Annotated in this window: 13 protein-coding genes; 6 read left to right on the forward strand and 7 right to left on the reverse strand. The window is 72.7% G+C overall.

Annotation, left to right across the window (positions count from 1 at the left end):
- The 4 genes from AN216_RS21525 to cobA all read left to right on the forward strand — a co-directional run.
- The coding region (locus AN216_RS21525) for a vWA domain-containing protein (protein ID WP_476755932.1) at positions 1 to 306 on the forward strand (306 nt) is incomplete at its 5' end.
- Positions 306 to 920 (forward strand): cob(I)yrinic acid a,c-diamide adenosyltransferase, encoded by a 615-nt coding sequence (gene cobO, locus AN216_RS21530; protein WP_070198371.1) that lies wholly within the window; start codon positions 306 to 308, stop codon positions 918 to 920. The genes AN216_RS21525 and cobO, both read left to right, overlap by 1 nt.
- A 5-nt stretch (positions 921 to 925) precedes the next feature.
- Positions 926 to 3,439 carry a bifunctional hydrogenobyrinic acid a,c-diamide synthase/histidinol phosphate aminotransferase CobBC gene (locus tag AN216_RS30905; RefSeq protein ID WP_070198372.1) on the forward strand — a complete coding sequence of 838 codons (2,514 nt, stop codon included), beginning with the start codon at positions 926 to 928 and terminating at the stop codon, positions 3,437 to 3,439.
- On the forward strand, positions 3,439 to 4,455 hold the full coding sequence (gene cobA, locus AN216_RS21540; RefSeq protein WP_070198373.1) for a uroporphyrinogen-III C-methyltransferase: 1,017 nt from the start codon (positions 3,439 to 3,441) through the stop codon (positions 4,453 to 4,455). Before AN216_RS30905 ends, cobA begins: the two co-directional genes overlap by 1 nt.
- Before the next feature lie 74 nt (positions 4,456 to 4,529).
- Here the strand turns inward: cobA and AN216_RS21545 are convergent, their stop codons facing one another.
- From AN216_RS21545 to AN216_RS21570, 6 genes are all read right to left on the reverse strand, one after another.
- Positions 4,530 to 5,096, reverse strand: coding sequence for a class IV adenylate cyclase (locus tag AN216_RS21545; RefSeq protein WP_070198374.1), 567 nt, complete (start codon positions 5,094 to 5,096; stop codon positions 4,530 to 4,532).
- Positions 5,097 to 5,119: 23 nt separating this feature from the next.
- Entirely contained in the window at positions 5,120 to 6,313 is a 1,194-nt protein-coding gene (locus tag AN216_RS21550) for a methyltransferase domain-containing protein (RefSeq protein ID WP_079166825.1), read from the reverse strand.
- A gap of 205 nt (positions 6,314 to 6,518) precedes the next feature.
- Positions 6,519 to 6,881, reverse strand: a complete 363-nt coding sequence (locus tag AN216_RS21555; RefSeq protein ID WP_244502575.1) for a recombinase family protein — start codon at positions 6,879 to 6,881, stop codon at positions 6,519 to 6,521.
- Positions 6,882 to 7,098: 217 nt separating this feature from the next.
- Positions 7,099 to 8,301, reverse strand: a complete 1,203-nt coding sequence (locus AN216_RS21560; RefSeq protein WP_070198376.1) for a helix-turn-helix domain-containing protein — start codon at positions 8,299 to 8,301, stop codon at positions 7,099 to 7,101.
- 144 nt (positions 8,302 to 8,445) lie between these two features.
- Positions 8,446 to 9,207: a cobalt-precorrin-6A reductase gene (locus tag AN216_RS21565; RefSeq protein WP_070198377.1), complete on the reverse strand. Its 762-nt coding sequence runs from the start codon at positions 9,205 to 9,207 to the stop codon at positions 8,446 to 8,448.
- Positions 9,204 to 10,703, reverse strand: a complete 1,500-nt coding sequence (locus AN216_RS21570; protein WP_170843185.1) for a cobyric acid synthase — start codon at positions 10,701 to 10,703, stop codon at positions 9,204 to 9,206. Before AN216_RS21570 ends, AN216_RS21565 begins: the two co-directional genes overlap by 4 nt.
- Positions 10,704 to 10,788: 85 nt before the next feature.
- Here AN216_RS21570 and cbiE point away from each other — a divergent pair, with 85 nt between their 5' ends.
- Both cbiE and cobM read left to right on the forward strand, forming a co-directional pair.
- Positions 10,789 to 12,000: a precorrin-6y C5,15-methyltransferase (decarboxylating) subunit CbiE gene (gene cbiE / locus AN216_RS21575; protein ID WP_070198378.1), complete on the forward strand. Its 1,212-nt coding sequence runs from the start codon at positions 10,789 to 10,791 to the stop codon at positions 11,998 to 12,000.
- A gap of 154 nt (positions 12,001 to 12,154) precedes the next feature.
- Entirely contained in the window at positions 12,155 to 13,024 is an 870-nt protein-coding gene (cobM, locus tag AN216_RS21580) for a precorrin-4 C(11)-methyltransferase (RefSeq protein WP_079166826.1), read from the forward strand.
- Here the strand turns inward: cobM and cobJ are convergent.
- Positions 12,989 to 13,750, reverse strand: a 762-nt coding sequence (gene cobJ / locus AN216_RS21585) for a precorrin-3B C(17)-methyltransferase (protein WP_070198379.1), incomplete at its 5' end; no start/stop codon positions are given. The genes cobM and cobJ overlap by 36 nt on opposite strands.

Here is a 13,750-nt window from a genome sequence, read left to right on the forward strand (position 1 = left end):
GGCCGTACAGCAGAGGCGCGGCGGGACCCGACACGCCGGCCGCTGCTGGTGGTGGTGACCGACGGCCGGGCCACCTTCGGGCCCGACCCGCTCGGGCGCGCCCACGTGGCGGCCGAACACCTCGCCGCGCGCGGGGTGGACAGCGCGGTGGTCGACTGCGAGACCGGCGGCTTCCGGATGGGTCTGGCCGCGCGGCTCGCGGAACGTCTGCGTGCCGAGCACATCCCGCTGGGCGAGGTCACCGCGGAGGACCTCACCGACGTCGTCCGCGGGGCCACCGCGACGTACCGGGGGGTGGCGGCCTGATGCCGAAGGGCAAACCGGAGACCGTACCGGACGATGGGCTGACGACCCGTCAGCGACGTAACAGGCCGCTGCTGATGGTGCACACGGGCGCCGGCAAGGGGAAGTCCACCGCCGCGTTCGGGTTGGCGCTGCGCGCCTGGAACCAGGGATGGGACATCGGGGTGTTCCAGTTCGTGAAGTCCGCCAAGTGGCGGATCGGCGAGCAGACCGTGCTGGAGCGGCTGGCCGCCCTGCATGAGGAGACCGGCGAGGGCGGTCCCGTCGAGTGGCACAAGATGGGCTCTGGCTGGTCGTGGAGCCGTAAGGCCGGTACGGAGGAGGACCACGCCGCGGACGCCGCCGAGGGCTGGGCCGAGATCAAGCGCCGGATCGCGGCGGAACGCCACCAGCTCTACGTGCTCGACGAGTTCACCTACCCCATGAAGTGGGGCTGGGTCGACACCGAGGACGTCGTACGCACTCTGGCGAACCGCACCGGCCGCCAGCACGTCGTCGTCACGGGCCGGCACGCCGATCCGCGACTGCTCGAAGCCGCCGACCTCGTCACCGAGATGCGGCAGGTCCGGCACCCGATGGAGGTCGGGCAGAAGGGACAGCGAGGCATCGAGTGGTGAGGCGTGTGCGGCTCCCCCGCGTCCTGGTCGCGGCTCCCGCCTCCGGGCACGGCAAGACCACCCTGGCCACCGGCCTGATGGCGGCCCTCGCGCGGCGGGGGCTGGAGGTCTCCGGCCACAAGGTGGGGCCCGACTACATCGACCCCGGATACCACGCGCTCGCGACCGGCCGGCCCGGCCGTAACCTCGACCCGCACCTGACCGGCGAGTCGCTGGTGCCGCCGCTGCTCCTGCACGGCGCGCGGGGCGCGGACGTCGCCGTGCTGGAGGGCGTCATGGGGCTGTTCGACGGGCAGATCGGCGGGGCGGGTTTCGCGTCCACGGCGCACGTCGCGCGGCTCACCCGTACGCCGGTGGTCCTCGTCGTCGACGTCTCGCACGCCTCGCGCAGCATCGGCGCGGTGGTGCACGGCATGGCCGACTTCCAGCCCGATCTCACCCTGGCGGGTGTCGTGTTGAACAAGGCGGGCTCGCCACGGCACGCGGCCGAGGCGGCCAAGGCCGTGGAGTCCACGGGCGTGCCGGTGCTCGGCGTGCTGCACCGGGACGACGGGGTCAGCGCCCCGTCCCGGCACCTCGGGCTCGTCCCGGCGGCCGAGCGCGGCACCGGTGTCGCGGCGCTGGAACCGTTGGCCGAGCGGGTCAGCGAGCACGTCGACCTGGACGCCGTCCTCGAACTCGCCGCCACGGCACCGGACCTGGCCGACAAACCCTGGGACCCGGCCGCGCACGTACGACTCGCCGGTGGGTGTGCCCCGGGGGTAGACGCCCCGACGGGGACGGACACCCCGGTGGTGGCCGTCGCCGCTGGACGGGCGTTCACCTTCCGGTACGCCGAGACGACCGAACTGCTCGAGGCGGCCGGCTGTGCCGTCGTACCCTTCGATCCGGCGCACGATCCGGAACTGCCCCCGGGCACCCGGGGCTTGTACCTGGGCGGTGGTTTCCCCGAGGTGCACGCCGCCGCGCTCGCGGCGAACGCGCGGCTGCGCGCCGAGTTGCGGCAGGCGGTGCTGGACGGGCTGCCGACGGTCGCCGAGTGCGCGGGACTGTTGTACCTGTGCCGCGGCGTGGACGGGCATCCCATGGTCGGGGCGCTGGACGCCGAGGCCCGCATGACGCCACGGCTCAGCCTCGCCTACCGGCGGCCCGTGCTCGCCTCGGACCAGCTGCTCGGCGCGGCTGGCACGCCCGCGACCGCGCACGAGTTCCACCGTACGACCGTCACCCCGGTCCATGGCGACCGCGCGGCCTGGCGGGTGGACGGCACGCCGGCGGGCTTCGCCGGCCCCACACTGTCCGCGTCCTACCTGCACGTGCACTGGGCCGGCCACCCCGGGCACGCCCAGCGGTTCGCGGATGCCGTACGGGCGGGGGATGTACGCGCGACGGACGGCTTGCCGGGGGCCGTACGGGCGGGAACCAGCCACCCGGGCACGGCCTCGGCGGGTGCGCCGGACGTGCCGTCCCCGGAGCCCGTACCGGACGTGCCGCCCGTACCGGACGTGCCGCTCGCCGATCCGCTGCGGCACCACGGCGACGTGGAGGCGGCGGAGGGGCTGCTCGACCTCGCGGTCAACGTCAGCCGACTGCCCCGCCCGGACTGGCTCGAGGACGCGCTGCACGCCGGCGTCGCGGCCTCCACCAGCTACCCGGACGCGCGCGCGGCGCACGCGGCGGTGGCCCGCCGGCACGCACGGGACCGTTCGGAGGTGCTGGTCACCGCGGGCGCGGCGGAGGCGTTCTTCCTGGTCGCGCGGGCCCGGCCGTGGCGCCGACCGGTCGTGGTGCACCCGCAGTTCACCGAGCCGGACGTGGCGCTACGGGCCGCCGGCCACCAGGTGGAGCACGTCCTGTGCCGGCCCGGGGACGGCTTCGCCCTCGATCCGGAGCGGGTGCCCGAGGACGCCGACCTCGTCGTCCTCGGCAACCCCACCAATCCGACGGGCCGCCTCCACTCGGCGGCCGTGCTGCGTTCCCTGGTGCGTCCCGGACGGGTCGTGGTCGTCGACGAGGCGTTCATGGACTTCGTACCGGACGAGCCGCAGACGCTGACCTCCCAGCGGGTCCCCGGCCTGATCGTGCTCCGCAGCCTGACGAAGCTGTGGTCGATTCCCGGCATCCGCGTCGGATACGTCGTCGGGGACGCCGCCGTGCTAGCGGAGTTGGCGGACCAACAGGCACCGTGGTCGGTCAGCGCGCCCGCGCTCGCCGCCGTCGTCGCCACCACCGGTACGACCGCCGTCACCGAGCAGGAGCACCGGGCCCGCCGTGCCGTGCGGGAACGGCGGGTGCTCGTCGACGGACTGGCCGAACTTGGCGTCGCCGTGGCCGAGTCGGCGGCCCCGTTCGTGCTCGCCGGGCTGGGCCACGGGACGCACGCCTGGCTGCGCGCCCACGGCGTCGCCGTCCGCCGAGCCGACACCTTCCCCGGGCTGGACGACGGTTGGGCGCGCATCGCCGTGCGCGAGCCAGCCGCCAGCCGCCACCTGCTGACCAAGCTGAGGACGAAGAGCTGATGGAGCTGTACGTCACCGATCGATCGGTGCTCGTCGAGGACGGCGGCGAGGACGCCCTCCCGCTGCTGCACACGCTGCTACGCGAGGGGGCCCGGGTCACCGTGGCCGCGTCGACGGTCTGCGCGGCGGTCCAGGACCTCGCCGAACGCGGGCTGCTGACCTGGGAGTCGGCACGCGCGAGTGGCGAGAGCGCCGGGCCGTACGACCTCGTGGTGGGCGCCGCGGCGGTGCGCCGTCCGGCGCCTGACCCGGCTGGCGGCGCCGATGCCGACACCGCCGCCGTCGACCCCCGCCCCGGGCTGGTCACGCTCGTCGGCGCCGGACCGGGCGACCCCGAACTCATCACGGTCGCCGGCCGCGCCGCGATCGAGCGGGCGGACGTCATCCTCGCCGACCGGCTGGCCCCGTGGGAGGCCGCGGCCTGGGCCCGTCCGGACGCCGAGCTGATCGACGTCGCCAAGATCCCGTATGGTCGCTCGACCAGTCAGGAGGAGATCAACCGGCTGCTCGTCGAACACGCCCGCGCGGGCCGCCGGGTGGTGCGGCTCAAGGGCGGCGATCCGTTCGTCTTCGGGCGCGGCTTCGAGGAGCTGCTGGCCTGCGCGGCGGCCGACGTGCCGACCCGCGTGGTGCCCGGCGTGACGTCGAGCGTCGCCGGCCCCGAGGCGGCGGGGATACCGGTGACGCACCGGGGACTCGTGCAGGGCTTCACGGTGGTATCGGGCCACCTGCCGCCGGACCATCCGGACTGCACGCTGGACTACGCCGCGTTGGCCCGCGCGGGCACGACGCTCGTGGTGCTGATGGGCATGCGAAGACTGCCGGAGATCGTCAAGTCCCTCGTCGCGGCGGGCGTTGACCGTACGACGCCGTGTGCGGTCGTCGCGGATGCCACGCTCGCGGCGCAGCGGACCGTGCGGAGCACCCTCGGGGAGGTCGTCGCGGACGCCGACGCGGCGGGCCTCAGGGCGCCGACGGTGACGATCATCGGGGCGGTCGCGGGACTGGCGTCGTGACCTGAGCTGGCGTGCCGTGCCGCCCCTTGTGAAGCGTTGACGCGTATCGCAGGCGGACTCGGCATCCCGGCGCGCTACGAAGTCGACAGCTCTGCCGTTCCGAAGAGAAGAGTCGGTTCGGCGAGGATGTCCCGACCTACTTCGCTCTTGTAGATGAGGTCGATGCTGCCGTAGCGAGCTTGGGCGTAGTCGAAGCCGAGGTTGGCGACGGCTTTGCGGACGGCGTCTTCGGAGGGACCTTCGATCTCGATGAAGGTGGGGAGGTCGGGCCAGGTGTCGAGGTCGTACGTGATATCGCCGAACTGCCATTCCTCGCGGTAGTTCTGCTGGTATCGGACCTGGCGGAGCCCGGTGGCCTTGAGGAGTTCGGCGGTCTTGTCGAGATTGTCGACCTCGATTTCGATCTCGGTGGTGCCGTTGATGGTGGTGGCGTCGCTGACCTGCTTGAGGGTGAGGGTGGTCTTGCCCCCTTCGTCGCGGAGGCGGAGCCACTGTTCGCCCTGGACGGCGTCGTTCTCGAAGATCAGCCGAGTGAACATGGTCTTGTCGAAGGCGAGTTTGGCGCCAGCGGTTCGGAGATGTTCGCGAACGGCGTCGACGTCGATGTGGAGGAACTTGGCCTCGTACTCGTTCTGGGGCATCGCTGGTGGACTCCTGAGGGTGGTTAGTCGCACGGCACCCGCACGGGCATCGGGTTGTCCGGGCTGTCGAGCCACACCCGTTGACCACTCGGGGTGACCGTCAGCCCGTACCGTTCGAACCGTGGCTCGCCCTGATCGCGCCACCAGGACATGACGGCCTCGGCCTCACTCCACAGGTAGCGCGGCCCGTACTCGGCGACCTCGAACTCGGTGCGCCCGGGTTCGTAGTCGGCCGTCGCCCAGGACGTGCAGCCCATGTCGAACAGCCACAGCCGATAGGCGCCGTCCTCGCCCCACTCGACGCGACAGAACATGTCCGGCACCCGCACGCCGAGTGTGAACATGTGGTGCCAGTCGCCCATGGCATCCGGTGAGAGGGTCGTTGTGCGCCGCGACGCCGTGCTCGGCCAGTTCGCCGCTCCCGGAAACACGTTCGTCGGCGGAAACGTATCGTGCTGGTGGCGCAGGCGCATGAACGCCGAGGGCATCAGGAACGAGCCTATGGCGACGCCACCCTCACCGACCTTGAGGCGCACAACCGCCTGCCCGCCGTAGGGCGGGCCCCACGGGGCGACGATCACGGCCCCTTCGGCAGCCTGCTCGACCCACGCGTACGGGACGGTGGAGATCCCGCACGTGGCGATGACGCGGTCGTACGGTGCCGCCTCCACGTGCCCCTGCGCTCCCTCGCCAATCACGGTCACCGGTGTGAGGCCGATGGCGGCGAACCGGCGCCGCGCTTCCTCGGCGATGGCCGAGTCAACCTCGACCGTCACGACGTGGTCCGACCCGAGCCGGTACGCCAGCAGGGCGGCGTTCCAGCCCGTGCCCGTACCGATCTCCAACACCCGGTTCCCACGCTCCACGCTCAGGGCGTCGAGCATCGAGAACACCATCTTCGGCATGGAGTTGGACGAGGTCGGAGACTGGCCCTTGGCCGTGCCCGTGTGTGTGCCGTCATCCCATTGCGTGGTGAGAGGTACATCGCTGTAGACCGTCTCCCACCATCGCGCCGGGTCCGTGTTCCGGTCGATCACCCCGCCCTGACGATTGCCGCCCGCCGTGCCTGGCCACAGCCGCTCGGGTACGAACGCGTCACGCGGCACCGCGCGATACGCAGGCATCCAATCCGAAGTGAGCGCACCCTTTTCCCGCAGCACGGAGGCCAGCCCTCCCTGGCCAGCCTCCTTCGCGCTCCGCGCGTCCAACTCAGTCATTTGCCACCGTCCGCAGGGCCCTGACCATCCGAGGTGTTGCCGCCTTCGTCAGAACCGCCACCTCCGTGTTTATTACCGGAGTCGCTGTCATCCTGCGGATTTCCACCATCCGCCCGCGTCATCCACGAAAACGCGTCCACTGTGTACCTCCTGGTCGGTTGTGCTGTTGGTGCTCGCATGGTGCTTCCGTACGTGACGGGCGTCGTCAGTACGGGGTGTGACGTCGCGCCCAGTCGGAGCCCGTGACGTGCAGGAAGCCACCCATCTTCTCGACACTGCGCGCGACCTCGTCGTACTCCTGCGGAATGGTCGAGATCATCGAGCGCCAGGGCGTGAGCACGGCGCCGGCTTCCTCCTTCTCGATCAACCCGACTGCCCGCGTCAGCCCGTCACGCCCTTCCGGGGGGAGCAGTCCGACGCGGTCCTCGACCACGTCTGCGATCTCCCAACCGAACGCTGCGGCGTACTCGGTGCACTCCTCACGCGGCCTCGCGAGGTCAGAGTTCGCTGCCGCGCAGAGATAGATCACGACGCGGAAGCGGGCGACGTTCGTCACACTGTCGGGCACCGGTCCATCCCCTGGCACGTGCCCCACGGCGTGGTCTGCGAGGGCCTGCCGCCGACTCCCCTTACCTTCGCTTCTCCGGGCCGGAGATGATTCTGCGGTATGTCCGTTCGCGTTGCTGACCATGTATCAATGGTGTCGTGACGATCACATACAGTGAAGAGACGGAGCGTAGGATTGCTGAAGCTCGTTCTGGATCGGCTCCTACGCTCCGTAGGAGTTATGCGACAAGAGGGACACCGATCAATTCGCTGATGCTTCGGACGCGCGCCGTCGAAACTTTGGCGATGCGCTGGCCGATGACACCCGGCAGTGCCTGGTGCTTCACCCACTCCGGCGCGTCGAGGCCGACCTCAACCAACGTGTCACCGGCTTTGTCGTACATGCCGGCCGAACACTGCGCGAGAGCCACGTCGAGCTTGTACCGGTTGCGCGCGAGCTTGGGCATGGACCGGGGCAGGTTCGTGCGCGCTGCCAGTTGCAGCGCCCTCCCGTGATTGCCGAGCGCCACAGCGATTCCAACGGCCTCGGTGCTCGCGGCGGTAGGGCCGAAATGCGTGCCATACATCGTTACGTCCTCGCCCAGTCGGGCAGCCGCCGCATGGGCTTGTGACAGGTAGTCGTCCGCGGATACGGCATCGCCCCGCCGAGAAGCGGCTACGGCAGCCGAGATCATCAGCCGCCCGTACGCGAGCAACTGGGGACGGTTGGTACGACTGAACGACGGTTCGATCCGCAACGCCGCCTGCTCAGCTACCGCCATCGCCCGTGGGACTCTCGCGCTCCGCAGGTAGATCCATGACAGCGTGGATTCCATGAGCGCGCTCAACACCTCATCACCGGAATCCTCCGCCAGATGACGCGCGGAGGTGAGCGCACTCAGGGAGAGGTCGCGTTGCTCGAGGAGGAGCGCGGCAGACGAAGCAAACTGGTAGGTGCTTGCGAGGACAGAGCCCAGGCGCTCACGTTCGTACCCCGTGGCGTGCGCGTGCCGGGCCTGGCCTTCAAGCAACACCTTGGAGATGAGTTCGCTCAACTCCCCGTATGAGCCCCGCCAGTAAGCGGCGCTCACGCGGTCGTGAGCCCTCGCCAGCTCGCTCAGCGTGCTCGGGTTTTCAACGCAGTCCCACCCGCCGAGCGCGCTGTCGTGTACCGCGTCGGAAAGCCGCCGTGCAGCAGCCCTGGTGCCCCTGCTCATTCCGCGACGCGGTGCTTGCTGACCCAGTATCACGCCCACGTCCGTGCGGAGCGCGGCAGCGAGCTTGAGCAGGGAACCGACGGAGAGTTCGCCGCGATCCTGCTCGGCCTTCTGGATCAGGGCGTACGAGACACCCGCCGCTTCGGCCAGGCCCTGTTGCGTCAGGTCGGAGCCCCGCAGGGCCTTGATGCGCTTACCAGTCGTCAGATCAGCCCAGTTGCTCACGTGTGCACCTCAGCGGGTATCGGGCGTGATGGCGTCGCTTTCGATGGTAGGGCCGCGCGGGCGTCGGTCCGCAACGAACCGTGAGCGACTTGCGGTTGCCTAGCCTGGTCCTCCTGCGGAAGTGTCCGCTGCGTGCGACGCGGCTCAGTCGCGCGCCCGCGCCCACGCGACTGCCGCAGCCACGTCGTGTACGACCGGCACTCCCGCCGGCGGCGGGGCGCGGCGTACGACCACGACCGGGAGGTCCCGCTCGGCGGCCACGGCGAGCTTCGCCGCCGTGTGGGAACCGCCGGAGTCCTTCGTGACCAGCACGTCGGCCTCCGCCATGACCTTCCGCTCGTCTGCCAGCCCGTACGGTCCGCGGCTGCGCAGCAGTCGCCAAGCCGCCGGCAGTTCGATCTCCGGCGGGTCCACGACCCGTACGAGCGCCGGGTGTTCGCGCAGCGGCGCCACGAAGTGGTGCAGCGACTGCCGCCCGGTGGTGAGGAACGGCCGGCGGCCCAGCCGCGCGGCCAGCGTGGCGGCTTCGGCGTGCTCGTCCACCCAGTGCCAGTGCCCAGCGTGCCCGTCGTGCCCGGAGTCCGTGGGCTCCCCGCCGTCCGCCCAGCTGGGGCGCTGCAGCCGGAGCAGCGGCACGTCCGCCCGCGCGCACGCCTCGGCGGCGTTCCGGCTGATGCCCTCGGCGAACGGATGGGTGGCGTCCACCACGGCGCGTACGCGGTGCTCCCGCAGGTGGTCGACGAGGCCCGGCACTCCGCCGAAGCCGCCGACCCGCACCTCGCCGACCGGCAGTCGGGGGCGCTCGACCCGGCCGGCCAGCGAGGTCACCACCGGCACCTCGGCCGCCACCAGCCGGGCGGCCAGCTCGCGCGCCTCGGCGGTGCCGCCGAGCACCAGGACGCTCACGCGTGCGGTCCGATCGTCGGGGCGGCGGGGGCGCCGTGCTGGGCGAGCGTCAACAGCGCGTCCACGTCCAGGTGTCGCTCGACCAGGTCGCCGAGCAGGTCGAGTCGGGCCTCGCGGGCGCGGGCGAAGCTGACCCCGGACGCGGCGAACGTACGGCCGCGTGCCTCGGCGGCGAGCCGCAGTACGGCCGTGCGCAGCGCGTCCGACTCCAGGCTGCCGTGCCACATGGTGCCCAGCACCCGGCTGACGCGGGCGCCGCCCAGGAACTCCTCGGCGTCCGCGTCCCGGTTGATACGGCCGTGGTGGATCTCGTAGCCGGACGCTTCCGCGCCGAGCGCGGTGCCGTGCGCAAGCCGCAGCGTCTTCTCCGGTGCGAACGTCGTCTCCACCGGCAGCAGCCCCAGGCCCGGTACGCTCGCCGGCTCGCGGCCCTCGACGGCCTCCGGGTCGTGCACGTGCCGGCCGAGCATCTGGAAGCCGCCGCACACGCCCAGTACCGCGCGTCCGGCCTCGGCGTGCCGCAGCAGGGCCCGGTCCAGGCCACGGGAGCGCAGCCACGCCAGGTCGGAGACGGTCGCGCGGGTGCCGGGCAGGACGACCAGGTCGGCGCCGGCGAGGTCCCGCGGGTCGGCGGTGTAGACGACCTCGACATCCGGCTCCAGGCCCAGGGCGTCGGCGTCGGTGACGTTGCTCACCCGGGGCAGGCGTACGACGACGACCCGCAGCGTGGCCTCGTCCGTACGCGACCGGCGGCCCTCCAGCGCGAGGGTGTCCTCGGAGTCCAGCCACACGTCGGGGCTGAACGGCAGGGTGCCGTAGACCCGGCGGCCGGTGATCTCCGCCAACTGGCGCAGGCCGGGGGCGAGGAGGGTCTCGTCGCCGCGGAACTTGTTCACCACGAAGCCGGCGACGAGCGCCTGGTCCGCCGGTTCCAGCAGCGCCACGGTGCCGTAGAAGGCCGCGAAGACGCCGCCGCGGTCGATGTCGCCGACGAGCACCGTGGGGATGTCGGCGTGCCGGGCCAGGCCCATGTTGACGTAGTCCCCGGCCCGCAGGTTGATCTCGGCGGGACTGCCCGCGCCCTCGCAGACGACCAGGTCGAAGCGGGAGCTGAGGTCCCGGTGGGCGGCGTACGCGGCCTCGGCGAGGCGCGCGCGGCCACCGCTGAACTCCGTCGAGTCGATCTCGCCCGCCGGCTGGCCCAGTACGACGACATGGCTGCGCCGGTCGCCGCCGGGCTTCAGCAGCACGGGGTTCATGGCGGCTTCCGGTTCGGCGCCGGCCGCGCGCGCCTGGGCCCACTGGGCGCGGCCGATCTCGGCACCGTCTGCGCAGACCATGGAGTTGTTCGACATGTTCTGCGACTTGAACGGGGCGACGGCCAGCCCGCGCCGGGCGAACGCTCGGCACAGCCCGGTGGTGACGAGGGTCTTGCCGGCGTCGGAGGTCGTCCCCGCGACGAGCAGCCGCCCCGTACGTCCTCCCTGTCCAGCCATCCGGTGAGCGTAACCGACCGTCCCGGGGCGCCCGCACCCGCCACCGGCGGAGCCGCGCACCAGGCCACCCGGTAGGTTCGCGACCGTGACGACGTACGTGACGGCCGTGGGCCTCGGCGCGGACGGGTGGGACGGTCTCAGCGGCGCCGCCCGGGACACCGTGCTGGGCGCCCGGACGGTGCTGGGCGGTGCCCGGCATCTCGAACTGCTGCCGGACGCCCCCGGGCAGGCGCGCCGGACGTGGCCCTCGCCGCTGCGGGACGGTCTCGCCGCGCTGCTGGCCGAGGCCGAACCGCCGGTGGTGGCGCTCGCGTCGGGTGACCCGCTGGTGTCCGGTGTCGGCACGACGCTGCTGGACGTCCTAGGGCCGGACCGGGTGCGGATCGTGCCGGCCGTCTCCTCGGTGGCGCTGGCGCGGGCCCGGATGGGCTGGCCGGCCGAGACGGTGACCACGGTGAGTCTCGTGGGCCGTGACCTGCGGCGGCTCGTGCCCGCGCTGGCGCCGGGACGCCGGCTGGTGGTGCTGTCCGGCGACGAGACGACTCCCGAGCGGGTGGCGGCGTTGCTGACCGACCTGGGCTACGGCGCCTCCTCGCTCGCCGTCCTCGGCACCCTCGGCTCGTCCGTCGAGACCCGCCACGACGGTACGGCCGCCGGCTGGGCCGCCCCGCCGGTGCCGCGGCTGAACGTCGTCGCGGTCGAGGTCCGGGGCGCCGGGCCCGGCTGGACCGCCGGCGGGGTGCTGCCGGACGCGGCGTTCGCGCACACCGGCCAGCTCACCAAGCGGGACCAGCGCGCCAGCGCGCTCGCCCGACTCGCTCCGGGTCCCGGGCAGTTGCTGTGGGACGTGGGCGCCGGCAGCGGCACGGTGGGCGTGGAGTGGTCGCGCGCCTGGCCGACCGCGCGGTGCCTGGCCGTCGAGCCCCGCGCTGACCGGGCCGCGCTCGTACGCCGCAATGCCGAGACGCTGGGCGTCCCCGAACTCCGCGTGGTCGAGGGCGCGGCGCCTGAGGCACTGCGGGGACTGGAGCCGCCGGACGCGGTGTTCGTGGGCGGCGGCGCCACCGTGCCCGGCGTGCTGGAGAGTTGCTGGGACGCGCTGCGTCCCGGCGGCCGGCTGGTCGTGCACGCCGTCACGGCCGAGACCGAGGGCCTGCTGCTGGAGCAGTACGGTCGGCGCGGCGGCGAGCTCGTCCGGCTGCGGGTCGAGCGGGCCGAACCGCTCGGCTCGTTCACCGGATGGACGCCCGCCCGCGCCGTCAGCCAGTGGTCCGTCACTAAGAGCGTCCGGCAGTAGGTGAGTGGGTGAAGGAGGGTGTCGAGGTCCAAGTCCGGCAAGGCGGAGGAGGGAGGCAGCCGGGAGGTGCTGTCGACCGACGACAACGCAGCCGGGCGCCGGGCATCGGCGGCCGACGCCGCTCACCTACTGCCGGACGCTGTAAAGGGGAGACATGACCGTTCATTTCGTCGGGGCCGGCCCCGGCGCCGCCGACCTGCTGACCCTCCGCGCCAGCAGGCTCCTGGGCACCGCCGACGTGTGCCTGTACGCGGGCACGTACCTGGACCGGGAGGTGCTGGGCCACTGCCGTCCCGACGCCCGGCTCGTGGACACCCAGCACCTCGACCTGGAGGAGATCACCGAGCATCTCGTACGGGCGCACGCCGAGGGCCTGGAGGTCGTACGGCTGTGCTCGGGCGACCCCTCGCTGTACTCGGCGGTGCACGAGCAGGCCCGGCGGCTGGACGCGGCCGGGGTGCCGTGGCGGATGACGCCGGGCGTGCCGGCGTACGCCGCGGCGGCGGCGCTCGTCGGTGCCGAGCTGACCGTGCCGCGGGTCGCGCAGTCGGTGGTGCTGACCCGTACGCGGGCGCGGTCGACGCAGATGCCGCCGACCGAGGAGCTGTCGGCGTTCGCCGCGACCCGGGCCACCCTCGCGCTGCACCTGGCGATCAGCCGTACCCGCGAGCTGGCGGCCGACCTCGCCACGCACTACGGCGCCGACTGTCCGGCCGTCGTGGTGGCGCACGCCACCCAGCCGAGCGAACTGGTGCTGCGCGGCACGCTCGCGGACATCGCCGACCAGGTGACGGCGGCCGAGCTGCGGCAGGCCGCCGTCATCCTGGTCGGGCCCGCGCTGGCGCCGGACGTACGGGGCGGCGAGTCGTACCTCTACGCCGCCGACCGGGAGCGGCCGAACCGTCCGGAGTCGGCGGGACACGCGGAGCGGTCCGCTGGCGAGTACCCGGACGGCGCGCCTCCGGCCGGCCCCTCACGCCCCCGGCCGTCACGCGACGTAGCGGGGGCTCCAGACCCGTCCTGAGGCGTTCACCCTGGTCGCGGAGGCACCGACGATGAGCAGGCACTTCATGTCGATCGTCGCCGGGTCGAGCGCCTCCAGCGTCGTCACCGTGAGGCTCTCCTCGGCGCGGCCGACGTCCCGCCCGACCACGACGACCGTCTCGGGCGCCTTGTGTGCGAGGAACACCTCCCGTGCCCGCGCGACCTGTTCGGTACGCGACCGGGACCGCGGGTTGTAGAGCGCCACCACGAGGTCTGCCCGCGCGACGGCGGCCAGCCGCTCCGCCACGACGGACCACGGCTTGAGCCGGTCGGACAGGCTCAGCACCGCGAAGTCCGCGCCGACCGGGGCACCGGCCCGGGCCGCCACCGCCTGCACCGCCGATATGCCGGGCACGACCCGGACGTTGACCCGGGCGTAGCGGGGGTCCTCGGCCGCCTCGAAGACGGCGGAGGCCATGCCGAAGATGCCCGCGTCGCCGCCGGAGACCACCGCGACCCGTTCGCCGGACAGCGCCAGTTCGAGGGCCTCGCGGGCCCGGTCGACCTCGACGGTGTTGCCCGAGGCGTGCCGGACGAGTCCCGTACGCTGCCGGACCCGCGCGACGTACGGCCCGTAGCCGACGACATGGCCGACCTCGGCGAGCGCCTGTTCCGCCTCGGCCGACAGCCACTCCGCCGGGCCGGGCCCCAGGCCCACGACGACCACCTCGGCGGACGGTCGGGCGGCCCCGGCGGCCTCGTCGCC

Origin of the sequence: Streptomyces oceani, from assembly GCF_001751245.1 — a bacterium.
In the GTDB taxonomy this organism is placed as follows: domain Bacteria; phylum Actinomycetota; class Actinomycetes; order Streptomycetales; family Streptomycetaceae; genus Streptomyces; species Streptomyces oceani.